The sequence below is a fragment of the Paraburkholderia sp. SIMBA_053 genome, assembly GCF_046534895.1.
Taxonomy (GTDB): Bacteria; Pseudomonadota; Gammaproteobacteria; order Burkholderiales; family Burkholderiaceae; genus Paraburkholderia; species Paraburkholderia caledonica.
This window is the reverse complement of sequence record NZ_JAWRXU010000003.1, coordinates 432176-455211: the sequence shown is the minus strand read 5'-3', so window position 1 is coordinate 455211 and position 23036 is coordinate 432176. Positions and strand designations below refer to the sequence as shown.

The window sequence follows — 23036 nt, the reverse complement described above, 5'->3', positions numbered from 1 at the left end:
CGCCTATTTGCGCAGTTCCGCGACGAAATCGTAGTAGTCGTTGCGGCAATACGTGTCGGTCAATTCGATAGCGCGCTGGTCGGCCGTATACCCGACGCGCGTAATCAGCAGAAGCGCTTCGTTCGGCGCGATGCTCATTTGCTGCGCGATCTCCTCGCTCGCATTCACCGCGCGGAAATGCTGCAGTGCGCGGACGATCGTCAGTCCGCGATTCTCAAGATAGGTGTAAAGCGAATCGCCAATCGCCTGTGGATCGGGAATCACCGCAGCGGGGAATGTGGAGTTCTCGACCGCCATCACGATGCCGTCGGCGAGACGCAAACGCCGCAGCCGCGTCACGGCCGCAGCCGGCGAAAGCCCGAGTTGGATTACCTCTTCGCGATTGGCCGGCAGAATTTCGCGCGACAGCCATTTCGAACTCGGCGTAAAACCTCGCCGCCGCAACATTTCGCTGAAGCTCGACAGACGCGACAGCGGATCTTCATAACGTGGTGTGATGAAACTGCCGGCGCCTTGCGTGCGTCGGATCAATCCCTGCTCGACGAGCAGCGCGATAGCCTTGCGTGAAGTGATCCGCGAGACGCCGAGCGCCTCCGAAAGCACGCGCTCCGACGGCAGTGCCTCGCCGGCGTTCCAGCGGTTCTCGTGAATGGCCGTGCCAAGCTTGCGGGCAAGTTGAAGATAAAGCGGTGTGTCGTTTTCCGGGTCCGGGCGCAGATCGCGCCAGCGGTCTTCCGAGGCAGAGGTCATGGGGCTTACGCTAGAAGGGCGAGGAGCAATTCTAAGACATCGGCGCGCTACGTTATAGCGGGCTTTTGCCTGATGGCCTGTCGGCCGGTCCTGCAACCGCTAAACTCGTCGATACGCTTTCTCGCAGCATCGCCGCGCGTTGGTTCGACGCCGGCGCGTGGTCACACGTTCGGCCACAGTCCACACTCAGTCACCTCAGGAGTCAGCATGACGACCGATATCGCAAGCGTGAGCCTGCCCGACGGCGAGCGCATCCCCAAACTCGGGCAAGGCACGTGGGAAATGGGCGAGCAGCCGGCGCGCCGCGCGGCCGAGATCGCCGCAATCCGCCTGGGTGTCGAGCTTGGCATGACGCTCGTCGATACCGCGGAAATGTACGGCGACGGCGCGACCGAACTGTTGTTGGGCGAAGCGCTCGCGGGGCTGCGCGATCAGGTGTTCCTCGTTAGCAAGGTCTATCCGCATAACGCTAGCAGGCGCGGCGTGATTTCTGCTTGCGAGCAGAGCCTCAAACGCCTGAAGACGGATCGGCTCGATCTGTATCTGCTGCATTGGCGCGGTTCGATACCGCTCGAAGAAACGGTCGCCGGGTTCGAAGCGCTGCGCGACGCGGGGAAGATCCGCCACTGGGGCGTGAGCAACTTCGATACCGAGGACATGGAAGAACTCATCGCTACGCCCGGCGGCACGGCGTGCGCGACGGACCAGATTCTCTACAACGTTGCGCGGCGCGGGCCGGAATTCGATCTGCTGCCGTGGCTCGCCGAGCGCAACATGCCGGCAATGGCCTACAGTCCAGTCGATCACGCACGTCTGCCGAAACGCTCGCCGCTCGACGACATCGCCAGCGCGCGCGGCGTTTCCGTGTTTCAGGTGGCGCTCGCGTGGGTGCTGCAGCAGCCGGGCGTGTTCGCCATTCCGAAGACAGGCCGCGTCGAGCACGTGCGCGACAATCATCGTGCGCTGCAACTGCAGCTCGACGCTCAGGAACTCGCGGCCATCGACAGCTATTTCAAGCCGCCACGTGGCAAGCGCCCGCTTGAAATGCTCTGAGCCAGGCGCGCGCCGCAGAGGTATCGCGGCGCAGTGAGCGCCCGGCGGCATTCAGAGCATTCTTGGCGCGCCGCGTACTACGCACACGAAGCCGCGGCAGAAAAATCGCCGTGCGCGACGCTGCTCAGTGTCGTCAATTGCAATTGTGATGCAGGTGCACAGAGCCCAGCACCGCGACTTCGGCGGGCGTGTGCTTGAGCGAATCTTCGTTGACCTGACCCGCGTCCGCGACGAATTCGTCAACGATCGAAGAAACCGGTGTATTGCGCAGACACAGCGACACACGCTGGGTTTCGTTGGCCGGCAAGGACGCGCGCTGACCGAGGAACAGCACACCGTACTGATAACCGTGGATGATGCCGCGGATCGCGCCGACGCATTGACCGTGCGCGACGTTATCGTTCTTCTGCTTGCAGGCTTGCGCAAGCGAGTATGCAGAGAAGGTGGGGTCCACAGGCGGCGCGGCTTGCGACATCGTGGGCGACAGCGGTTGCGCCGTTGGTGCCGTGCTTTGCGCGCCGGTCTGCGCATTGGCGAGCGAGGCGAAGCTCAGAGCAGCGGCCGCTGCGAAGCCGACGACCGCGCGTGCCGCGGAGCAGGGGACGTTTCGTTGCATGTTGTGGTGCCCTCATATCGAACGTAGAAACTGATATGAGGCAATTGCCGCGCTTTGGTTCCGGACGTATGCGCCGCGCCGGCTCGTGGCATTTGTCGCGCATGCCGGCGTGCAGGCGAGAAAGCGGAGGTGGCACTAGCGCATTCGCCGCGGTGCGTTACTTCCGAAGCAGACGCAGAAAGCCTCGATGCGTTTGCTTCGACACTGGGCGGCAGCACGGCCGCAAACATCGCCTGTGAAGTAGCGCTATGAGTCGCGCCCGGCACCGTTGGCGGGACTCGCGGGCTTGTCACGGGCAACGTCGCTCGCTTCGTCGCGTGCCTGGTCGTTTGCCTGGTCGCGCGACGCGGTTTGCAGTGCACGCAGTTCGTCGGCCGGAATGTGGCAGCGGATCAGATGCTTGCGGCCGATGCCGTTCGTAGCCTCCCGTGCTGAGCCGGTCGCTTGAGACACATACGCTGCATCGGCCGCCTCGGCAAACGGCGGGTCCTGCTGTTCGCAGATCGCGCCGAGCTTGCGTGGACAACGCGTGTGAAACACGCAGCCGGACGGCGGCGACGCGGCGCTCGGCAGATCGCCCGACAGCCGAACGCGGGCCACGCTCTCGTGGCCGTCGAGTGTCGGCACGGAAGACAGCAGTGCTTCCGTATAAGGATGCTGCGGCCCGTCGAATACCGCCGCGGCCGGTCCGATTTCAAGCAGTCTGCCGAGATACAGTACGGCGATGCGATCGGACAAATATCGAACGACGTGCAGATCGTGCGAAATGAATACGTAGCTCACGCCACGCTCGCGCTGCAAATCGGCAAGCAGATTGAGGATCGCCGCCTGCACGGAGACGTCGAGCGCGGAAGTGGGTTCGTCGCACACCACCACGCGCGGCTCGCCGGCGAACGCGCGCGCAATGGCCACGCGTTGCTTGAGTCCGCCGGAAAGCTGGCGCGTGCGCGAGCCGAGATAGCGCTCCGGCAAACGGACTGCGGCCGTCAATGTGGCAAGCCGTTCGTCGATGGCGGCGCCGCGCAGCGCCGCAAGACGCGACAACGCGCGGCCAATCAGCCGCTTCACAGAATGCGCGCGGTTAAGCGCCGAGTCGGGATTCTGGAACACGATCTGCAGCGACTTGACCTGCTCGTCGTTGCGCCGTGTGACGCGCGCGGCGAGCGGCGCGCCGTCGAGTTCGAGCACGCTGCCTGCGTCCGGTGCGAGAAGGCCGAGCATCAGTTTCGCGAGCGTCGTCTTGCCACTGCCCGATTCGCCGACGAGACCCAGCGTTTCGCCGGCCGCGAGATCGAGCGAAACCTTGTCGACGGCGCGCAGCGCTGTGCCGGACACATGGAAAGTCTTCGATAGATTTTCGGCGCGCAAGACGAGTTCTCGCGAATTCTTGTCCGCATTCGCAAGGCCATGCTCGGGCAATGCTTGCGCGATCGCGCGCGGCAACTCGATCGCGCGCTCGTGATAATGACAGCGTGACATCTGATCGCCATGCGCCGCGCTGACGCGGTACGGCGGCGGCGCTTCGCGGCGGCACCGGTCGTCGGCGAGACGACAGCGCTCTGCGTAGATGCAGCCTTGAGTCACCGAGCCAGGCGAGGGCAGGCCGCCTGCAATGGTATCGAGCCGCTCGGTATCCTTGCTGCGTCCAACGGTGGGCAGACAGCGCAACAGTCCCACGGTGTACGGATGACGCGGCCGCGTGAAAACGTCTTGCGTCGCGCCCTCCTCGACGAGCTTGCCCGCGTAAAGCACGCCGACGCGCTCACACATTCGCCCGATCACCGCGAGGTTGTGACTGATAAACAGCACGGCGGTGCCGAGTTCCGCACGCAGTTGTGCGACCAGGTCGAGCACTTCCGCTTCGACGGTGGCGTCGAGCCCGGTGGTCGGCTCATCGAGAATCAGCAGTGCCGGGTTCGACGCGAGCGCCATCGCGATCACCACGCGCTGCTGCATGCCGCCCGACAATTGATGAGGATAGCTTTCCATCACCCGTTCCGGCGATGCAATGCGCACGCGCTGCAGCATCTCGAGCGAGCGTTGCAATGCTTCATCGGGCGCGACACCGGCGGCTTCGAACGCTTCGGACACTTGCCGCGCGATGGTCAACGACGGATTCAGCGCGCGCGCCGGGTCCTGATAGACCATTGAAATGGTGTTGGCGCGCATCGTGCGCAAAGCGTCGGCGTCGAGCTTGTTGACGTCGGCGCCGGCGATGACGATCTTGCCCGCCTTTACCTTGCCGTTGCGCGGCAGATACCGCAGCGCCGCCATCGCGACGGTCGACTTGCCGCAGCCCGATTCGCCGACGAGCCCGTATGCTTCGCCGCGACGCACACGAAACGATACGTCCTGCAACACTTCGCGATCGCGACCGCGGATCCGGTATGTGACCGTCAAGCCGACGACGGTCAGCGCATCCGTGCGGTCGCTCTTCGACACGTCGAAGGCGGGGAACGAGGAGGGCGGAGGTCCGTTCATCGGTCGAGCACGCCTTGTACGCCGTCGGCGATGAGATTCACACCGACGACCAGCGTGGCAATTGCGCCCGCCGCGAATACGACGGTCCACCACGCGCCGCCCGCCATCAGCGTGTACGACTCGGAAAGCGCGAGGCCCCAGTCGGCTGACGGCGGTTGAATGCCGAAGCCGAGAAACGACAGCGTGGCTACCGCGAAGATTGCATAACCGAGCCGCACGGTCGCCTCGACGATGATCGGCGGCAGCACGTTCGGCAGAATTTCCGCGAACATGATGTAGGGCGCGCGTTCGCCACGCAGTTGCGCGGCGGCGACGTAGTCGAGATGGCGCTCGGCGAACACGGCGGCGCGCACGGTGCGCGCGGTAATCGGCGTGAAGGTGATGCCGATCACGAGTATCACGGTCAGGTTCGACGCGCCCACCGCAGCAAGCGCGAGCAGCGCGACGATCACGAGCGGCAGCGCGAGTACCGCGTCGATCGCGCGGCCCACGACGTTATCGACCCAGCCGTCGAAGTAACCGACGACGAGACCTAGCGACGTACCCGCCACTGTGCCGAGCAGTGTCGCGAGCGGCGCAATCGTGAGAATGTCGCGCGCACCGACAATCACGCGCGAGAACACATCGCGCCCCAACTGGTCAGTGCCGAACCAGTGCGCGCGGTCGGGCGGCATGAGCGAATTGAGCGGGTCGGACGCATACGGATCGACAGGCACGAACCATTGCCCGGCAATCGCGCATACGATCCACCACACGACGATGAGCACGCCCACCACGAACGTCGGCGAGCGCAGCAACACACGCAACTGATCGAAGCGCGGCTCGCTCGCTGCGCGCGGCGCGGCCGGCGGAACAATGGTGCTCATTCGGCGCTCCTCACGCGCAGGCGTGGATTGAGCAGCACGTGCAACGCATCCGCAACGAGATTGGCGACGGTATAGACCACGCCGACGGTCAGCACACCTGCCTCCAGCATCGGGAAGTCCTTCGCCTTCGCGGCGTTGTAGATCAGCGAGCCGATGCCCTGATAGTGGAAGAGTGTCTCGACCACCACGAGGCCGCCAATCATGTAGCCGAGTTGAGTGGCGGCCACGGTGATGGTCGGCAGCAGCGCGTTGCGCAACACGTGCCGCCAGATCACGGTGTGACGCGGCAAGCCCTTGAGGATCGCGGTGCGCGTGTAGTCGGCGTCGAGCGCTTCGACGGTGCCGGCGCGCGCCATCCGCGCGATATAGCCGAAGAACACCAGCACCAGCGGCAGCACCGGCAGGATCAGATGACGCAGCTGTTCGAGCGGACCGGCGTCGGGCGCATACGCAGCTTCGATAGGCAGCCAGCGCAGCCACACGCCGAACACGAGAATCAGCACGATCGACGACACGAATTCCGGCACGACGGTCGCCGACAAACCCGCAATGCTGATCGTGCGATCCAGCCAGCGTCCTGCGTGCATTGCGGACCACACGCCGCCCGCAATGCCCAGTGGCACCACGACGATGAACGCGAGCAGGCCGAGCTTCGCGGAATGCGCAAGTGCATCGGCGATAAACGGTCTCACCGGCTCGCGATAAGCGTACGAAAGTCCCATGTCGCCTCGCACGAAATGCGAAATCCACTCGACGTATTGCGTCATCAGCGGACGGTCAGCGCCGAGTTGATGATTAAGCGCCGCCACCGCGCGCGCGTCGGCGAGCGGCCCGAGCACCGCACGCCCGATATCGCCGGGCAGCAGTTGCCCGCCGGCGAACACGATCACGGACAGCAGCCATAGCGTGATCAGCGACAGCCCCACGCGCGTCGCAAGGAAACGCACGACGCGACCGGCGTTGCCTTTCGGGGCCGAGGCGGGAGAACTCACTGTGGTCGACATCGTGAACGCTTGCCGAAGAATTGCGCGACGATGCGAGACGCTTACGCGCTCAACACCGCGCGGTCAAAGTAGAGCTGCGCGAGCGCGGTGAAGCGCACGCCGTTCACGCCCTTGCGCATCGCGATCAACTGATCGTAGAAGAACGGGATGATGATCGGCGTTTCATCGAGCAGCAGCGTCTGGATCTGGCCGGAGATTTTCTTCTGCGATGCGAGGTCGATGGCTGCGACGAATTGCGCGACCAGTTGATCGTATTGCGGGTTCTTGAAGTGCGCGGCATTCCACGTGCCGCTGCTCGTGAGCGGCGCATTCAAAAACACGTTCGGTACGCCGCGATGACCGTAGTCGGTGATGCCGAGCGGCGAGTCGAGCCAGTCTGATTTGCCCGGCGTGCCCGCGCCGTAATACAGCGACTGGCTCTCCACCTTCAGATTGATGCGCACGCCGATCGCCTTCGCCGCGTTCTGCACCACGACCGCGAGGTCGGGAATCTCCATGTACTTTTCAGTGGTGAGCGTCACGTCGAAACCGTTGGGCACGCCCGCTTGCGCGAGCAGTTGCTTCGCTTTCGCTACGTCGATCTTGCGCTGCGCAACACCCGCATCGGACGACGGAAACACCGGCGCAAAGGGACTGTCGTTGCCGAGTTGCGCGCGGCCCTTGAAGAGGCCGCGCACCAGCACCTCGCGATCGATCGATAGCGCAAGCGCCTGACGCACGCGCTTGTCCTTGAAGAGCGGGTTGTCGTTGCGCATGTGAATCTGCCGATGCGCGCTCGACTTCACGCCGATTGCCTTGTAGTCGGGATTGTTCAGAATGGCCGCGCCGCCTTGCACGGTGAAGGTGCCCATTACGTCGGCCTGATGGCCTTGCAATGCGAGCAGTTGCGCTTGTTGGTCCGCATAGAAGGAGAACTGTACGCGTTGCGGTAACGCTTTCTCGCCCCAGTAGTCGGGGTTGCGCACGAACGATGCGCCGACCTTCGGCTGATACTTTTCGAACTTGAACGGACCGGTGCCGATGAAGCTCTTTTCATAGCCGCCCCCGTAGTTCGCGGGCAAGATCACAGCGTTGTAATTGTCCGAGGAAACGTAGTACGGGAAATTGCCGTTCGGTGCGTCCAGGTGGAACGCGACGGTGTGATCGTCAACCACCTTCGCGCCGCCCTTCGACAACACGCCCTTCAGCACCGAGAGCGCCGCCGAGCCGGTCGCAGGGTCGGCGAGCCGGTCGAATGTCGCGACCACGTCTTTCGCCGTGAAGGGCTGGCCGTCGTGGAATTTGACGTTCTCGCGCAGCTTGAACGTCCACACGTCGCCCTTGTCGTTCGGCTTCCAGGACAGCGCGAGGGCGGGCTTCAGCATGAGCTTTTCGCCGTCGTCGTCGATCAGGAATTCGCCGGTCTGATTCAGTAGCGCGAGGCTCGCGGCATCCGTCACGGTCAACGGGTCGACGGCGCCCGCAGGCGTCAGATGCGCGACCCGAATCGTCTGGTTCGACGGACCGCCCGCGCTTGCCTGACCTTGTGCGTGCGCTGCCGGAAGACTCAGCACGCCGCCGCCAACGAGCGACAAGCCGATCACGCTCGCGTAGCGCAGCAGATCGCGGCGAGTGATACGGCCGGCGAGAAATTCGTCGATGGCGTGATTGCCGTACGCGTCGGCGGTGCTGCGGGCGAGGTCGAGAGCGGGGAATCGGTCAGCGGGAGTCTTCATCGATGGAATGTCCAGTCCGTTCGGTTGCCGGTTCTGAGAAGCCGCGCCGGATGCGCCACAGTCAGGCTGCGAGGCGGCACGATTGCGGCGATGCTTGTGACGATATTAGGCGGCTTCAGTTTAAGCGATTGCTCGCGGATTGGAGCGCTTGCGGCGATGTCGTGTTGGCGATCCGCGAATAAAAGGGCCGGTGTGTGTCGTCATCACAACGGTCGGCGCGACATCGCTGTGGCACGTTCGGCGCCTCTCGCGCGGCGCGCCTGCGACTGTCGGCGCTGCAGTGGACGAACCGGCGCGGTAGCTATGGAAAGCTTACCGGCCGCAGCGCACACGCGCGTCGATGCGGACGCAATTACCGCGCCGCGATGGCTGGGCGTTTCCAGCGATGAAACAGCACCGAGCCGATCCAGCACGCCATGAACGCCGCGACGATGCCGTAGCCGAGCACGCCGAACTGCTCATTGGCGTTCGTCACCGCATCCCATATCCCCCCGTTCAGACCGAGCTTGTCGGACAGCAGCCCCAGCGCTTCTACGCCGCCGATCACGATCGCGACGACCGCCGACACGAAGGTAATGCTCGCGTTGTAGTAGAGCTTGCGTTTGGGGTCGTCCATGGCCCAGCCGTATGCATGGACCATCAGCACGTTATCCGTCGAATCGACGAGCGTCATGCCTGCGGTGAAAAGCGCTGGAAACACCAGGATCGAATACAACGGCAAACCCTTGCCGGCTTCGGAGGCGGCAATTGCCAGCAAGCCGATCTCGGTTGCCGTGTCGAAGCCCAGTCCGAACAGCACGCCGACCGGGTACATATGCCAGCTTTTGGTCACGAGGCGGAACAGCGGCCGCAACGCGCGGGACAACAGGCCTCCAGGACCGGCTGCATGGTCAGTGTCCAACGCAGCAGCAGCCAGTTCGCCGTCACGTTGGATATGACGGTAACGCCGCCACACGTCGCGCAGAATCACGAGGTTCACGGCCGCGAGCGTGAGCAGGAATGTTGCCGAAACAAGGGTGCCGATGGTCCCGCCCACGGCCTTGAACGTCTCGAAGCGGCCGTGCAGCGAATGCGCGGTCCACGCGATGCCGAGCGTCGCGAGAATTACGATGCTCGAATGTCCGAGCGAGAACGACAGGCCCACGCCGAGCGGCCGCTTGCCGCTCTGCATCAGTTTGCGCGTGACGGCGTCGATAGCGGCGATGTGGTCGGCGTCGACTGCATGGCGCAGACCGAAACCGTACGCCAGCAGCGCCGTACCGAGCAGCAGCGGATAGTGGCGAAACGCAATCAGCGCCCATGCCCATGCGCCCAGATTGGCCGCGATCAGAACCGTGTACAGCGTGAGAAGGCGAGGGCGCAGCGAAGCAGTCGGCGTCATGAGTCGCGTCAAAGTGATTAGTGATCGTGCGGATGTTTGTGAATCGGATCGACCCAATACACCGCTTCCGGTTGTTCGACTGCGTCGATATTCAGATTGACCACGACCGCTTCGTTGTCGCTGCGCACGAGCACGCATTCGAGCGGATCGTCGGTGCTCGCATTGATTTCCTGATGCGGCACATACGGCGGCACGAAGATGAAGTCGCCAGGACCGGCTTCGGCGGTGAACTCCAGATGCTCACCCCAACGCATCCGCGCCTGGCCGCGCACCACATAGATCACGCTTTCGAGCGCGCCGTGATGGTGAGCGCCGGTCTTCGCATTCGGATGGATCGTCACCGTGCCGGCCCAGATTTTTTGCGCGCCGACGCGTGCGGCATTGATCGCGGCCGCGCGATTCATGCCTGGCGTTTGCGCGGTGTTGGTGTCGAGCTGATCGCCCCGAATCACCTTGACGCCGTGCTCGCGCCAATCGACGGGTGCGGCCTCCTGCTTGTCGCGCTCGTCGTTGTAATGCGGATGTTCGTGATCCTGGCTCATCGCATGTCTCCTCGTGGCTTGCGTTGACATTCGTCGTGGAAAGGGCCGCGGCGCCGTTTGGCATTTTTACACGTTAAAAAACGTCCGTGGGGCGAGTGACCGCCTGCGTATTCGTGGTCGAAAAAAAAGCCCGTCCATGAAGGACGGGCTTTGGCCGGTCAGCCTGAGTGGCCATGCTGCGGCACGCAGGCTTGTTTCATTAGCGCAAGCGCCTACTTGTGCTTCGCGTTGATCACGGCTTCGGCGACATTGCTCGGGGTTTCAGCATAGTGCTTGAACTCCATCGTGTAGGTAGCGCGGCCTTGCGTGGCCGAGCGCAGCGACGTGGAGTAGCCGAACATTTCCGCGAGCGGCACTTCGGCGCGCACCAGTTTGCCGCCGCCGCCCGCAATGTCTTCCATGCCTTGAACGAGGCCGCGGCGGCTGGACAGATCGCCCATCACGTTGCCCATGAAGTCTTCGGGCGTTTCCACCTCGACGGCCATCATCGGCTCGAGCAGCACGGGCTTCGCCTTGCGCATTGCTTCCTTGAACGCCATCGAACCGGCCATGCGGAACGCGTTTTCGTTCGAGTCGACGTCGTGGTACGAACCGAAGGTCAGCGTCACTTTGACATCGACTACCGGATAGCCCGCGAGCACGCCGGCCTTCAGCGTTTCCTGGATGCCCTTGTCCACTGCCGGAATGTATTCGCGCGGAATCACGCCGCCCTTGATCGCGTCGACGAACTCGTAGCCCTTACCCTGCGGCGCCGGCTCGAGCGTCACCACCGCGTGGCCGTACTGACCGCGGCCACCCGATTGCTTGACGAACTTGCCCTCGACGTCTTCGACCTTGTTGCGCACCGTTTCGCGGTAGGCGACCTGCGGCTTGCCGACGGTCGCTTCCACGCCGAATTCGCGCTTCATACGATCGACGAGAATTTCGAGGTGCAGCTCGCCCATGCCGGAAATGATCGTCTGGCCGGATTCCTCGTCCGTTTGCACGCGGAACGAAGGATCTTCCTGCGCAAGACGGTTGAGCGCGATGCCCATCTTTTCCTGGTCGACCTTGGTCTTCGGCTCCACGGCCTGCGAGATCACGGGCTCGGGGAAGATCATCTTTTCGAGGATGATCACGTTGTTCGGATCGCACAGCGTGTCGCCGGTAGTCGCTTCTTTCAGGCCGACGGCCGCAGCGATATCGCCTGCGTACACTTCCTTGATTTCCTTGCGCTCGTTCGCGTGCATTTGCAGAATGCGGCCGAGGCGCTCTTTCTTTTCCTTGATCGCGTTGTAGACGGTGTCGCCCGAATTCACGACGCCCGAATACACGCGGAAGAAAATCAGCTGGCCGACGAACGGGTCGGTCATGATCTTGAAGGCGAGTGCCGAGAACGGATCGGTGTCGTTCGGGTGGCGCTCGATTTCCTTGTCGTGTTCGTCGTGACCGGTAATCGCGGGCACGTCGACCGGCGACGGCAGATAGTCGATCACCGCGTCGAGCATTGCCTGCACGCCCTTGTTCTTGAACGCGCTGCCGCACAGCATCGGCACGATCTCGTTGGCGATGCAACGCGCGCGAATGCCGTGCTTGATTTCCTCTTCGGTCAGCGTTTCGCCGCCCAGATATTTATCGAGCAGTTCTTCGTTCGCCTCGGCGGCGGCCTCGACCATCTTGTCGTGCCATTCCTTCGCGGTGTCAGCGAGCTCCGCCGGAATGTCGCGGTATTCGAACTTGATGCCCTGGTTTTCTTCGTCCCAGAAAATCGCCTTCATCTTGACGAGGTCGACCACGCCCTGGAAGTGTTCTTCCGCGCCGATTGGAATCTGGATCGGCACCGCGACGCCCTTCAGCCGCTCGCCGATCTGCCGCTGCACGCGGAAAAAGTCTGCGCCGACGCGGTCCATCTTGTTGACGAACGCGATGCGCGGCACCTTGTACTTGTTCGCCTGACGCCAGACGGTTTCAGATTGCGGCTGCACGCCGCCCACCGAGTCGTAGACCATGCAGGCGCCGTCGAGCACGCGCATGGAGCGCTCGACTTCAATCGTGAAGTCGACGTGCCCCGGCGTGTCGATGATGTTGATCCGATGCTCGGGATAGTTGCCGGCCATACCTTTCCAGAAGGCGGTGGTGGCTGCCGACGTAATCGTGATGCCGCGCTCCTGCTCCTGTTCCATCCAGTCCATCGTCGCCGCACCGTCGTGAACCTCACCGATCTTGTGGGTCACGCCGGTGTAGAACAGGATGCGTTCGGTGGTGGTGGTTTTGCCGGCATCGATGTGAGCGCTGATGCCGATATTCCGGTAGCGCTCGATGGGAGTCTTGCGGGGCACGTGAACCTCCTTGGAATAGCGCGCCTGAAACGGTTGGCGGGCGGCAGTCTGTGCCGCCCGGACCGCGGGATGCTGCATTGCTAAGAATACTAGGATAGCGCGTCGGCCCGTCTTTTGCAGGAATCTTGCCAGGCGAGGGCTGGCCGGGCGGGGCGGGGGGCGGCGGTGCCGCGATGCAAGAATGACAGGGAGTGCGCGGCAAGAATGACAAAAGCCGCCGCCTTTGGAAAGGCGACGGCTTCAAGGTGGTCGATCTGGCGAAAGCGGCTGGCTTTTCAGGCGCGCTGCCGCTGCGGAACGGGGCGGTGTTTGCGGCGGAGCACTGCGCAATGACGACGCGCGGACTGCCGCGCAAACTCGTGCGCCAGTTGCGCTGGTTACTGCGCAGCCGGCAGCCCCTGAATCTTCATTCCGGGCTTGATACCCTTCGACGTGAACCAGCCCTTGCTCATCTCGAGCGCGTAGACACCGTTATTCTTCGGGCAGTGGTTGTTGGTCGTCTCCGCCTGCATTTCGTCGATGTCGGTCACGGTCCCGTCGGCTCTGATAAATGCAATCGACAACGGGATCAACGTGTTCTTCATCCAGAAGCAATGCACGGCATTCTCGTTGAAGACGAACAGCATGCCTTCGTTCGGCGCCAAATTCGTGCGGTACATCAGACCTTGCTCGCGATCCGCGTCGTTGGCGGCGACGGCCGCGTCGATCACGAACATGCCGGCGGTGAGCTTCGCGCGCGGAAATTCGCCAGGCTGTTTCGCGCCGGCCGGCATTTGCTGCGCATGAGCGGGGGCCGCATTCAGAGCGGCAAACGACACCGCCGACACCGCCGCGAACGGCAGGATTGCGGCAACGGCGAAACGCGCCACCAACGAGCGCATGGAAAATCGCACGGCATGACTCCTTGCTGAGATTAACCGGGGAATGTTACGCGAGCGCGTCAAAAACAAAAAGGCAGATCGCCTTGCGGTGATCTGCCTTTCAACGCCGTAAGAACGGCAATGAAGCTAGTTCTTGACTGCGTCTTTACAACAAACTTACTCCGAAGCGCCCGAAGCTGCAGCAGCAGCTGCTGCCTTCTTGTGCGACTTCTTGTGAGCGTGCTTCGTGGTCTTCTTAGCCGACGAAGCAGCAGCTGCCGGAGCTGCCGAAGCTGCTGCCGGTGCCGAAGCTTGTGCGAATGCTGCCGTTGCGAAGAGGCCAGCGACCAGAGCGGCGATCAGTTTGTTCATTTTGCAAATCCTCAGCTTTAGTTAATTAACCAAATGACCCGGTTATGTTTGAGTCATGTCGGTAAACGTGCCATCCACCTTTCGGTTGACAGGTGCGTCGAACAAATTTTCGACGCGCCCGCCTAGCGCTCAGACTGCCCGCACGGACCGCGCATGCGGCTTGTACAAAGGCCCTTAAGGCTGAATGCCGGACGGCTTAGAGCGGCATCTGCGTCGAATAACGCGTGAGCTCGCGCACCGGTTGACGTAAATTTTCCGGAAAATTTCGATGTGGGACGTTGAGGTGAACCAGGCTTTCGACGAGTTGCGCGTATGCCGGTGTTTCACGGTTTTTCAGTCGCGAGTTTCACGCGCCGTTTTGCTCACGCAGACAATGACTTAGCGATTCAGGCGTAGCCTTCCCAAGGTGCTTTCAGCGGCAGATCGAGGCTTTCTCCCGGCTGCAGACCCAGCGAAAAAATATCGAGCGCGCCGATGCCGACGCGCACGAGACGCAGCGTCGGAAAGCCGACCGCGGCCGTCATGCGGCGCACCTGGCGATTCTTGCCCTCGGTGATCGACAACTCGATCCACGTGGTGGGAATCGCGGCGCGATAGCGGATCGGCGGCGTGCGGGCCCAAAGCGTATCGGGCGGTTCGACATAGTCGGCGCGGCAGGGCTGCGTCACGTAGTCGCCCAGATCGACGCCGCGCGCGAGCTTATTCAACGCGACGGAATCGACGGCGCCTTCCACTTGCGCCCAATAGCGCTTGACGAGCTTATGACGCGGTTCGGCGATACGCGCTTGCAGCGCGCCGTCGTCGGTGAGAAGCAGAAGGCCCTCGCTGTCCGAGTCGAGACGCCCGGCTGGATAGACGCCGGGCACCTTCACCCAGTCGGCCAGCGAAGCGCGCGTCTCGTGCGCGGAAAACTGGCAGATCGTGCCAAACGGCTTGTTCAGGGCGAGAAGGCGCATAAGAAATGATGGAGTCGTGCGACGCCCGTCGCGGCGTGAAGCGCCGATGCGCAAAACAGAACACGCCCGGGCCTGTAGTCGATGGCGCGATCATAAAGCATAGCGCGTGTCCGAAAGCGCTGAGTCCTATGTAAGACACGACGTTCGGCCATGGCGCTCGTGGGCGCTTCATGTTGGAAAACCCCGAGCCGCTCTCGCCTCGGTGCAGCGCCCGCGTGGGCTAGAATAACGGCCAGGCCGCTTGCGGGCGTCCGGCATTGCGCGTAGCGAGGAGCGCCCATTTTCGCAGTCTCCCATCAGCTTTCAGCACAGCCTTCACTGGAGTCCGATCATGCCGTATCAGCACATCAACGTTCCGACCGGTGGTGACAAGATCACCGTCAATGCGGATTTCTCGCTCAACGTGTCCGACCAGCCGATCATTCCGTTTATCGAAGGCGACGGCACCGGTGTCGACATTACGCCGGTCATGATCAAGGTCGTGAACGCCGCCGTGGAAAAAGCCTACGCGGGCAAAAAGAAAATCCACTGGATGGAAATCTACGCGGGCGAGAAGTCGACCAAGGTCTACGGTCCGGACGTGTGGCTGCCGGAAGAAACGCTTCAGGTGCTGAAGGAATATGTCGTGTCGATCAAGGGGCCGCTCACCACGCCCGTCGGCGGCGGCATCCGCTCGCTGAACGTCGCGCTGCGTCAGGAACTCGACCTGTATGTGTGCTTGCGTCCCGTTCAGTACTTTAAAGGCGTGCCTTCGCCCGTGCGCGAGCCGGAGAAAACCAACATGGTGATCTTCCGCGAGAACTCGGAAGACATCTACGCGGGTATCGAATGGCCAGCCGAATCTGAAGAGGCGAAAAAGGTCATCAAATTCCTGAAGGAAGAGATGGGCGTGAAGAAGATCCGCTTCCCCGACACATCGGGAATCGGTATCAAGCCGGTGTCGCGCGAGGGCACGGAGCGTCTGGTGCGCAAGGCGATCCAGTATGCAATCGACAACGATCGCCGCTCGGTCACGCTCGTGCACAAAGGCAACATCATGAAGTACACGGAAGGCGCCTTCCGTGACTACGGCTATGCGCTCGCGCAGAAGGAGTTCAACGCCGAGCTGATCGACGGCGGTCCGTGGATGAAGGTCAAGAACCCGAAAACGGGCGGCGACATCGTCGTGAAGGACGTGATCGCCGACGCGTTCCTGCAGCAGATCCTGTTGCGCCCCGCCGAATACGACGTGATCGCGACGCTCAATCTGAACGGCGACTACGTGTCGGACGCGCTGGCCGCGCAGGTCGGCGGAATCGGCATCGCGCCGGGCGCGAATATGTCGGATTCGGTCGCAATGTTCGAGGCCACCCACGGCACGGCGCCGAAATACGCGGGCAAGGACTACGTGAATCCGGGCTCGGAGATTCTTTCCGCGGAAATGATGCTGCGCCATATGGGCTGGCTGGAAGCGGCGGATCTGATCATCAAGTCGATGGAAACGTCCATTCTGCAAAAGCGGGTCACTTACGATTTCGCGCGTCTGATGGAAGGCGCGACGCAGGTCTCGTGCTCGGGTTTCGGTCAGGTGATGATCGAAAACATGTAAGCGGTGCGTGGCGTGCCGCCTGGCCGGCATTGCAAGGAAACCCGGTTGCGCTTCAGAGGCGGCCGGGTTTTTTTACGCCAGCGCGGCGGTATGAGATCTCGTCACTGACGCGTCTTGGCTGAAAACGGAGCGCGCGATGACACGAGGCGACGCACAGTGGGAGCCTGAATGATCATCTGCCCGTTATTTGGGACGTCGATGTATTTGCAACGGACTTCGGATTAAGCAGAAAGCGTCGCCCAAAAAGAAACCCGGCGCTAAGCCGGGTTTCAAAAGGACGGGTACCGAACAGGTGTCAGGCGGGTGCCTGGATGTTCGATGCCTGCTTGCCTTTCGGGCCTTGCACGACCTCGAAGGTCACTTTTTGGCCTTCCTTGAGGGTCTTGAACCCATTCATCTGGATGGCCGAGAAGTGTGCAAACAGATCCTCACCACCTTCGTCAGGCGTGATGAATCCGAAACCTTTTGCGTCATTGAACCATTTGACCGTACCAGTTGCCATTCCAACTTCCCCTGTAACTCATGTCACTACCACGAGCCCTCGAAAAGCTCGACGACCGCGCGATGCAGCCGCTCCCTCCTCACAAGCTCACCATCGGCATTTTTTCGAATTTGGCGCAGTGAAAAAAGTGCCAGCTTGATTGTTGAGGCTCTTTATTCGAGTGTCAAGAAAATTTTGAGACGGGGTTACACGCGTTGCCAACAGGCGGTTTCCAGGGTTTTTCCCGCTTTTGTTATGTGCGGTTGCGCAAGCGGGGCGTCTTGAAAAGTCGCATAATCGACTCACTTGCTGTTCTGCGGGTCGCTCGCCGCGAGATGGGCGAACGAGTGGCGGTCAGCTAGCTCCGGCAGGTTGTGCGATACTCGATCCGACTGCGGCGCAGCACGGCCGCGACGCATGATCTGGATAGGGGGCCGGCTCCGCAATCGGCTCGTCGAATGGCGCATGCAGGCGGTGAGTTTCCGCCGGGCGGCGGCGTTCGGGTGAACCGGCCGGTTGGCCGGGTTTTGACAGGATTGCGGGCCTGTCCTAGATGTTTAGAATGGGTGTATGGCGATTATCCCGGACAAGCAGGACGGCACCGTACTGGAGCGGCAGGAGAAAAAGCTCAAGCCGCCATCCATGTACAAGGTGGTGCTGCTGAATGACGACTTCACGCCAATGGAATTTGTCGTGATGATCGTGCAGGAATATTTCAATAAAGATCGTGAAACCGCAACACAGGTTATGTTGAAGGTGCATCGCGAGGGCAGGGGAGTTTGTGGGGTCTATACGCGGGACATCGCGTCGACCAAAGTCGAGCAAGTCGTTACCCACTCACGGCAGGCCGGGCATCCGCTGCAGTGTGTGATGGAGGAAGCATGATTGCCCAGGAACTGGAAGTCAGCCTGCACATGGCGTTCATGGAAGCACGCCAGGCGCGGCACGAGTTCATAACGGTCGAACATCTTTTGCTGGCACTGTTGGACAATCCGACAGCGGCGGAAGTGTTGCGTGCATGCGCGGCCAATATCGAGGATCTGCGCCAGAACCTGCGCAACTTCATTCATGACAACACGCCTACCGTGCCCGGCACGGACGACGTCGACACGCAGCCCACGCTGGGTTTCCAGCGTGTGATTCAGCGCGCGATCATGCATGTTCAGTCCACCTCGAATGGCAAGAAGGAAGTGACCGGCGCGAACGTGCTGGTTGCGATCTTCGGCGAGAAGGACTCGCATGCGGTCTACTACCTGCAACAGCAGGGCGTGACACGTCTGGACGTGGTCAATTTCATCTCGCACGGCATCGCCAAGACGAGCAGCACCGACGCCGCGAAAGCGAGCGACGCGAATGCCGAGTCTGACGAAGCCGCCGCGCAGAAAGAAACTCCGCTCGCCCAGTTCACGCAGAATCTGAATCAGATGGCGAAAGACGGCCGCATCGATCCGCTGATCGGGCGCGAGTCGGAAGTGGAGCGCGTGGTCCAGGTGCTGTGCCGCCGCCGCAAGAACAATCCGCTGCTAGTCGGCGAGGCGGGGGTCGGCAAGACGGCGATCGCCGAAGGTCTGGCGTGGCGAATTACGCGCGGCGAAGTGCCGGATATTCTGGCCGACGCTCAGGTGTATTCGCTCGACATGGGCGCGCTGCTGGCCGGTACCAAGTATCGCGGCGATTTCGAGCAACGCCTGAAGACGGTCCTGAAGGAATTGAAGGAACGCCCGCACGCGATTCTTTTCATCGACGAAATTCATACGCTGATCGGCGCCGGCGCCGCGTCGGGCGGTACGCTGGACGCGTCCAACCTGCTGAAGCCGGCGTTGTCGTCGGGTACGCTCAAGTGCATCGGCGCGACTACGTTCACCGAATATCGCGGCATCTTCGAAAAAGACGCGGCATTGTCGCGCCGTTTCCAGAAGGTCGACGTGACTGAGCCGTCTGTCGAACAGACGGTGGCGATTCTGCGCGGCCTGAAGTCGCGTTTCGAAGAGCATCACGGCGTGAAGTATTCGTCGGGCGCGCTGTCGGCGGCAGCAGAATTGTCGGCACGCTTCATCACGGATCGTCATTTGCCGGACAAGGCGATCGACGTTATCGACGAAGCCGGTGCGGCGCAACGCATCCTGCCGAAGTCGAAGCAGAAGAAGACGATCGGCAAGAACGAGATCGAGGAAATCATCTCGAAGATCGCTCGCGTCCCGCCGCAAAGCGTGTCGCAAGACGATCGGAGCAAGCTGCAAACGCTGGATCGCGATCTGAAGAGCGTGGTGTTCGGGCAAGACCCGGCTATCGACGCGCTGTCGGCCGCAATCAAGATGGCGCGTGCGGGTCTCGGCAAGCTGGATAAGCCGATCGGCGCGTTCCTGTTCTCCGGTCCCACGGGCGTCGGCAAGACAGAAGTGGCCAAGCAGTTGGCGTTCACGCTCGGTATCGAGTTGATCCGCTTTGACATGTCCGAGTACATGGAACGTCACGCGGTCAGCCGTTTGATCGGTGCGCCTCCGGGCTATGTCGGTTTCGACCAGGGCGGCCTGTTGACCGAGGCTGTCACCAAGAAGCCGCACTGCGTGCTGCTGCTCGACGAAATCGAGAAGGCGCATCCGGACATTTACAACGTGCTGCTGCAGGTCATGGACCACGGCACGCTGACCGACAACAACGGCCGCAAGGCGGATTTCCGTAACGTCATCATCATCATGACGACGAATGCGGGCGCCGAGGCAATGGGCAAGTCGGTGATCGGCTTCACGAATCGTCGGGAAACCGGCGACGAAATGGTCGACATCAAGCGCATGTTCACGCCGGAGTTCCGTAACCGTCTGGACGCGACAATCAGTTTCCGTGCGCTCGATGAAGAAATCATCATGCGCGTGGTCGACAAGTTCCTGATGCAACTGGAAGATCAGTTGCACGAGAAGAAGGTCGATGCGCTCTTCACCGACGCGTTGCGCAAGCACCTCGCGAAACACGGTTTCGATCCGTTGATGGGCGCGCGGCCAATGCAGCGTCTGATTCAGGACACGATTCGTCGTGCGCTGGCCGACGAACTGCTGTTCGGCAAGCTGATGAGCGGCGGCCGTGTTTCGGTCGACGTCGATGCGGAAGACAAGGTCCAGTTGACCTTCGACGAGCATCCGGCGCCGCGCAATCCGAATCCGGAAGCGGTCGAAGTCGAGTAAGCGTCGAGCGTACTCGTTACAGAAAAAACGGCGTGGACCGCAAGGTCCACGCCGTTTTCATTTGCAGTGTTCAGTTCAGTGTTTGCCGGTGCTGCCGAAGCCGCCTGCGCCGCGTGCACTTTGCTCGAAGTCATCGACGATATTGAATTCGGCCTGCACGACCGGCACGATCACGAGTTGCGCGAGACGCTCCATCGGATTGAGCACGAACGTGGTCTCGCCGCGGTTCCATGTCGAGATCATCAGTTCGCCTTGATAATCCGAATCGATCAGGCCGACCAGATTGCCGAGCACGATTCCGTGCTTATGTCCCAGACCCGAGCGCGGCAGGATCAACGCAGCGTAGCCGGGGTCGCCCACGTGTATCGCGAGCCCGGTCGGCACGAGTGCGGTTTCGCCGGGTTTGAGCGTCAACGGCTCTTTCAGACACGCGCGCAAGTCGAGCCCCGCGCTACCGGTCGTCGCGTAGGCAGGAAGCTGGTCGCGCATGCGCGCATCGAGAATCTTCAGGTCGAGTTTCATGCAGGTTCGAAGGTTTAAGAAGTTGAAGCCGGGCGCCTGAGATCGAACGCTTCGGCCAGGAGTTCATAGGAACGCAAGCGCGCGCGATAGCTGCCTGCGACGGTAAGCACGATCAGCTCGTCGGCCTGGAATTGTTCCTGCAACGCATGAAGGCGCTCGGTCACGACTTCTGGCGTGCCGATGATACTGCGCGGCTTCTCACGGTCGATCACCAGTCTTTCGCGCTCGCCATACTCCTGCGCGACGCCCTGTTCGATATTCGGGATCGGTTCGTTCAAACCATAAGCCATTTGCACGCGACGCAGATCGACGGCTTTTGCCAGATCAGCGGCCTCCTGCTCGGTGTCCGCGCAAATCACGAACACGGCGGCGGCCAGATACGATTGCTGCGTTTCCTCGCTCGGCTTGAAACGCTCGCGATACGCATGCGCGACCTGATGCCCGAAATGGGCGTTGATGAAATGCGCAAACGCGAAGCGGATTCCGAGCTGCGCTGCGAGCAACCCGCCGAATTCGCTTGAACCGAGCATCCACAGCTGCGGACGCGTGGCAACTTGCGGTTGCAGCAGTACGCCTCGCGCGACGTGATCGGCAGGCAGCGTGCCGTGCATCAGGCCGAACAGATCAGCCACCTGTTGCGGGAAGATTTCGCCGCGGTTGTAGTCGCCCGCGGCAACCGCCTGGGCGGTGCGCATGTCGCCGCCGGGCGCGCGTCCTACGCCGAGGTCGATGCGGTTAGGGAACAGCGCCTCCAGCATCATGAATTGCTCGGCGACCTTGAACGGGCTGTAGTACGGCAGCATGATGCCGCCGGAGCCCAGCCGGATGCGTCGCGTGACGCTGCCAAGGCGCGCGAGCATTACTTCGGGGCAGGGGTTCGACACGCCGCGCAAGCCGTGATGCTCAGCGCACCAGTAGCGCGTGTAGCCGAGATCGTCAGCGAGTTGCGCGAGTTCTACCGTGGCGGCAATCGCGTCCGCCACCGAGTGCCCTGAAATGACGGGCGTTTGATCGAGCACGGAAAGTAGCGTCATGTCAGTGTGCTCCAGATGGGTCATTCGCTTCGCCGCGTTGCTTGCGGCGACTGCATGCCGGCGCCGGACCGCCGGCTCAGCGAATCAAACTCGTGTCGGGCAGACGCTTCGCGATCTCCGCGATAAGCGCGCGCGCGAGCGTCTGCTTGTCGGCGCGCGGCAGCCTGGTTGCACCGCCCGCTTCGAACAGGATGACCTCGTTATCGTCCATGCCGAATGTGAGCGGTCCGAGATTGCCGATCAGAAGCGGCACGTTTTTGCGCACGCGTTTTTCCTCGCCATGCACTTCGAGATCGCCGCTTTCCGCGGCGAAGCCGACGGTGAACGGCGGATGCGGCAACTTCGCGACCGAGGCCAGAATGTCCGGATTTTCGACGAACGAAAAAGTGGGCAGCGCGCGATCCGCGCTTTTCTTGATCTTGTGGTCGCTCGGGTGATCGACGCGCCAGTCAGCGACCGCGGCTACGCCGATGAAAATGTCCGCATCTGTCACCGCGCGCATCACGGCATCGTGCATCTGCTGGGCGGTTTGCACGTCTTCGCGGAACACGCCCCACGGCGTTTCGAGCGCGACAGGACCGGCCACGAGGTGCACGTCGGCGCCCGCCTGTTGCGCGGCGCGGGCCAGCGCGAATCCCATCTTGCCACTCGACCGGTTGGTAATGCCGCGCACCGGATCCAGCGGTTCGAACGTCGGGCCGGCGGTCAGCAACACGCGCCGGCCGGAAAGAATTTTCGGCGCGAAAAACGACGCGATCGCCTCATAGGTCGCCGCGGCTTCGAGCATGCGGCCGTCGCCGATTTCGCCGCAAGCCTGGGGACCGGAGTCCGGCCCGAGCACTTCGATCCCGTCCGCGCGCAGTTGTGCGACGTTGCGCTGCGTGGCCGGGTTTTGCCACATCTGCCGGTTCATCGCGGGCACGACGAGCAGCGGACAATCGCGCGCGACGCACAGCGTAGCGAGCAGGTCATCGGCCATGCCGTGTGCGAGTTTGGCGAGGAAGTCGGTGGAGGCGGGCGCGATCACGATCGCGTCGGCTTCGCGCGACAGATCGATATGCGCCATGTTGTTCGCAATACGTGCGTCCCACTGGCTCGTGTAGACGGGCCGGCCAGACAGCGCCTGCATGGTCACCGGGGTGATGAACTGCGTGGCCGCTTCGGTCATGACGACCTGCACGGTTGCGCCGGCCTTGGTCAGCAGGCGCGTGAGTTCGGCGATCTTGTAGCAGGCAATGCCGCCCGTCATGCCGAGGACGAGGTGTTTCCCTGCGAGTTCTGCGGTTGCCAACGAAAGCCTCCGACAAAGCGTGGTGGC

The 23036-nt window shown here is 62.2% G+C and carries 19 protein-coding genes; 4 read left to right on the top strand and 15 right to left on the bottom strand.

The genetic code is table 11. The features are described from left to right. Positions 1 to 3: 3 nt before the first annotated feature. Complete coding sequence (locus SB753_RS14110) at positions 4 to 750, bottom strand: GntR family transcriptional regulator (protein WP_020069137.1); 747 nt, start codon at positions 748 to 750, stop codon at positions 4 to 6. A 207-nt stretch (positions 751 to 957) separates the two neighbouring features. Here SB753_RS14110 and SB753_RS14105 point away from each other — a divergent pair, with 207 nt between their 5' ends. After that, positions 958 to 1803, top strand: coding sequence for an aldo/keto reductase (locus tag SB753_RS14105; protein ID WP_310352722.1), 846 nt, complete (start codon positions 958 to 960; stop codon positions 1801 to 1803). 133 nt (positions 1804 to 1936) lie between these two features. On the opposite strand, the gene SB753_RS14100 is transcribed toward SB753_RS14105, so the two are convergent. From SB753_RS14100 to SB753_RS14055, 10 genes are all read right to left on the bottom strand, one after another. Next, on the bottom strand, positions 1937 to 2419 hold the full coding sequence (locus SB753_RS14100; protein WP_020069135.1) for a hypothetical protein: 483 nt from the start codon (positions 2417 to 2419) through the stop codon (positions 1937 to 1939). 246 nt (positions 2420 to 2665) lie between these two features. Further along, entirely contained in the window at positions 2666 to 4900 is a 2235-nt protein-coding gene (locus tag SB753_RS14095) for an ABC transporter ATP-binding protein (protein ID WP_410800451.1), read from the bottom strand. Further along, positions 4897 to 5766, bottom strand: a complete 870-nt coding sequence (locus SB753_RS14090; RefSeq protein ID WP_110405006.1) for an ABC transporter permease — start codon at positions 5764 to 5766, stop codon at positions 4897 to 4899. Before SB753_RS14090 ends, SB753_RS14095 begins: the two co-directional genes overlap by 4 nt. Then, positions 5763 to 6770, bottom strand: a complete 1008-nt coding sequence (locus SB753_RS14085) for an ABC transporter permease (protein WP_087752886.1) — start codon at positions 6768 to 6770, stop codon at positions 5763 to 5765. The genes SB753_RS14090 and SB753_RS14085 overlap by 4 nt, the downstream gene beginning before the upstream one ends. Positions 6771 to 6811: 41 nt before the next feature. Next, on the bottom strand, positions 6812 to 8485 hold the full coding sequence (locus SB753_RS14080; RefSeq protein WP_410800450.1) for an ABC transporter substrate-binding protein: 1674 nt from the start codon (positions 8483 to 8485) through the stop codon (positions 6812 to 6814). 352 nt (positions 8486 to 8837) lie between these two features. After that, the gene (locus SB753_RS14075) at positions 8838 to 9866 is read right to left on the bottom strand and encodes a HoxN/HupN/NixA family nickel/cobalt transporter (protein WP_410800449.1); all 1029 of its coding nucleotides are present in this window, start codon (positions 9864 to 9866) and stop codon (positions 8838 to 8840) included. Between the two features lie 17 nt (positions 9867 to 9883). Beyond that, positions 9884 to 10408, bottom strand: coding sequence for a cupin domain-containing protein (locus SB753_RS14070; protein ID WP_020069129.1), 525 nt, complete (start codon positions 10406 to 10408; stop codon positions 9884 to 9886). Between the two features lie 212 nt (positions 10409 to 10620). Then, positions 10621 to 12726 (bottom strand): elongation factor G, encoded by a 2106-nt coding sequence (gene fusA / locus SB753_RS14065; RefSeq protein ID WP_027804816.1) that lies wholly within the window; start codon positions 12724 to 12726, stop codon positions 10621 to 10623. Positions 12727 to 13103: 377 nt separating this feature from the next. Then, positions 13104 to 13619: a DUF192 domain-containing protein gene (locus SB753_RS14060; RefSeq protein WP_027804815.1), complete on the bottom strand. Its 516-nt coding sequence runs from the start codon at positions 13617 to 13619 to the stop codon at positions 13104 to 13106. A 725-nt stretch (positions 13620 to 14344) separates the two neighbouring features. Continuing rightward, the gene (locus SB753_RS14055; protein WP_310352709.1) at positions 14345 to 14914 is read right to left on the bottom strand and encodes a pseudouridine synthase; all 570 of its coding nucleotides are present in this window, start codon (positions 14912 to 14914) and stop codon (positions 14345 to 14347) included. A 331-nt stretch (positions 14915 to 15245) separates the two neighbouring features. Here SB753_RS14055 and icd point away from each other — a divergent pair, with 331 nt between their 5' ends. Then, a complete protein-coding gene (gene icd, locus SB753_RS14050) occupies positions 15246 to 16502 on the top strand; it encodes an NADP-dependent isocitrate dehydrogenase (RefSeq protein WP_087752883.1) in 1257 nt (418 codons plus the stop codon). A gap of 295 nt (positions 16503 to 16797) precedes the next feature. On the opposite strand, the gene SB753_RS14045 is transcribed toward icd, so the two are convergent. Beyond that, positions 16798 to 17004, bottom strand: coding sequence for a cold-shock protein (locus SB753_RS14045; protein WP_007180614.1), 207 nt, complete (start codon positions 17002 to 17004; stop codon positions 16798 to 16800). Positions 17005 to 17553: 549 nt separating this feature from the next. Here SB753_RS14045 and clpS point away from each other — a divergent pair. After that, positions 17554 to 17868 carry an ATP-dependent Clp protease adapter ClpS gene (gene clpS, locus SB753_RS14040; RefSeq protein ID WP_410800448.1) on the top strand — a complete coding sequence of 105 codons (315 nt, stop codon included), beginning with the start codon at positions 17554 to 17556 and terminating at the stop codon, positions 17866 to 17868. Beyond that, positions 17865 to 20162 (top strand): ATP-dependent Clp protease ATP-binding subunit ClpA, encoded by a 2298-nt coding sequence (gene clpA / locus SB753_RS14035; RefSeq protein WP_020069123.1) that lies wholly within the window; start codon positions 17865 to 17867, stop codon positions 20160 to 20162. The genes clpS and clpA overlap by 4 nt, the downstream gene beginning before the upstream one ends. A gap of 75 nt (positions 20163 to 20237) precedes the next feature. Here the strand turns inward: clpA and dut are convergent, their stop codons facing one another. The 3 genes from dut to coaBC all read right to left on the bottom strand — a co-directional run bounded on the left by dut (position 20238) and on the right by coaBC (position 23009). Then, positions 20238 to 20684, bottom strand: coding sequence for a dUTP diphosphatase (gene dut / locus SB753_RS14030; RefSeq protein WP_408172669.1), 447 nt, complete (start codon positions 20682 to 20684; stop codon positions 20238 to 20240). 14 nt (positions 20685 to 20698) lie between these two features. After that, positions 20699 to 21718 carry an LLM class flavin-dependent oxidoreductase gene (locus tag SB753_RS14025; RefSeq protein ID WP_410800447.1) on the bottom strand — a complete coding sequence of 340 codons (1020 nt, stop codon included), beginning with the start codon at positions 21716 to 21718 and terminating at the stop codon, positions 20699 to 20701. Positions 21719 to 21794: 76 nt separating this feature from the next. Continuing rightward, positions 21795 to 23009 carry a bifunctional phosphopantothenoylcysteine decarboxylase/phosphopantothenate--cysteine ligase CoaBC gene (gene coaBC, locus SB753_RS14020; protein ID WP_027804813.1) on the bottom strand — a complete coding sequence of 405 codons (1215 nt, stop codon included), beginning with the start codon at positions 23007 to 23009 and terminating at the stop codon, positions 21795 to 21797. Between the last annotated feature and the right edge of the window lie 27 nt (positions 23010 to 23036).

Bases quoted from the DNA above. Each gene is read 5' to 3' on its own strand.
- SB753_RS14105 (WP_310352722.1), top strand. From the start codon at position 958: ATGACGACCGATATCGCAAGCGTGAGCCTGCCCGACGGCGAGCGCATC.
- SB753_RS14055 (WP_310352709.1), bottom strand. From the start codon at position 14,914: ATGCGCCTTCTCGCCCTGAACAAGCCGTTTGGCACGATCTGCCAGTTT.
- dut (WP_408172669.1), bottom strand. From the start codon at position 20,684: ATGAAACTCGACCTGAAGATTCTCGATGCGCGCATGCGCGACCAGCTT.
- icd (WP_087752883.1), top strand. From the start codon at position 15,246: ATGCCGTATCAGCACATCAACGTTCCGACCGGTGGTGACAAGATCACC.
- clpA (WP_020069123.1), top strand. From the start codon at position 17,865: ATGATTGCCCAGGAACTGGAAGTCAGCCTGCACATGGCGTTCATGGAA.
- SB753_RS14025 (WP_410800447.1), bottom strand. From the start codon at position 21,718: ATGACGCTACTTTCCGTGCTCGATCAAACGCCCGTCATTTCAGGGCAC.
- SB753_RS14045 (WP_007180614.1), bottom strand. From the start codon at position 17,004: ATGGCAACTGGTACGGTCAAATGGTTCAATGACGCAAAAGGTTTCGGA.
- SB753_RS14085 (WP_087752886.1), bottom strand. From the start codon at position 6,770: ATGTCGACCACAGTGAGTTCTCCCGCCTCGGCCCCGAAAGGCAACGCC.
- SB753_RS14075 (WP_410800449.1), bottom strand. From the start codon at position 9,866: ATGACGCCGACTGCTTCGCTGCGCCCTCGCCTTCTCACGCTGTACACG.
- SB753_RS14095 (WP_410800451.1), bottom strand. From the start codon at position 4,900: ATGAACGGACCTCCGCCCTCCTCGTTCCCCGCCTTCGACGTGTCGAAG.
- SB753_RS14110 (WP_020069137.1), bottom strand. From the start codon at position 750: ATGACCTCTGCCTCGGAAGACCGCTGGCGCGATCTGCGCCCGGACCCG.
- SB753_RS14100 (WP_020069135.1), bottom strand. From the start codon at position 2,419: ATGCAACGAAACGTCCCCTGCTCCGCGGCACGCGCGGTCGTCGGCTTC.
- clpS (WP_410800448.1), top strand. From the start codon at position 17,554: ATGGCGATTATCCCGGACAAGCAGGACGGCACCGTACTGGAGCGGCAG.
- SB753_RS14070 (WP_020069129.1), bottom strand. From the start codon at position 10,408: ATGAGCCAGGATCACGAACATCCGCATTACAACGACGAGCGCGACAAG.
- SB753_RS14090 (WP_110405006.1), bottom strand. From the start codon at position 5,766: ATGAGCACCATTGTTCCGCCGGCCGCGCCGCGCGCAGCGAGCGAGCCG.
- SB753_RS14080 (WP_410800450.1), bottom strand. From the start codon at position 8,485: ATGAAGACTCCCGCTGACCGATTCCCCGCTCTCGACCTCGCCCGCAGC.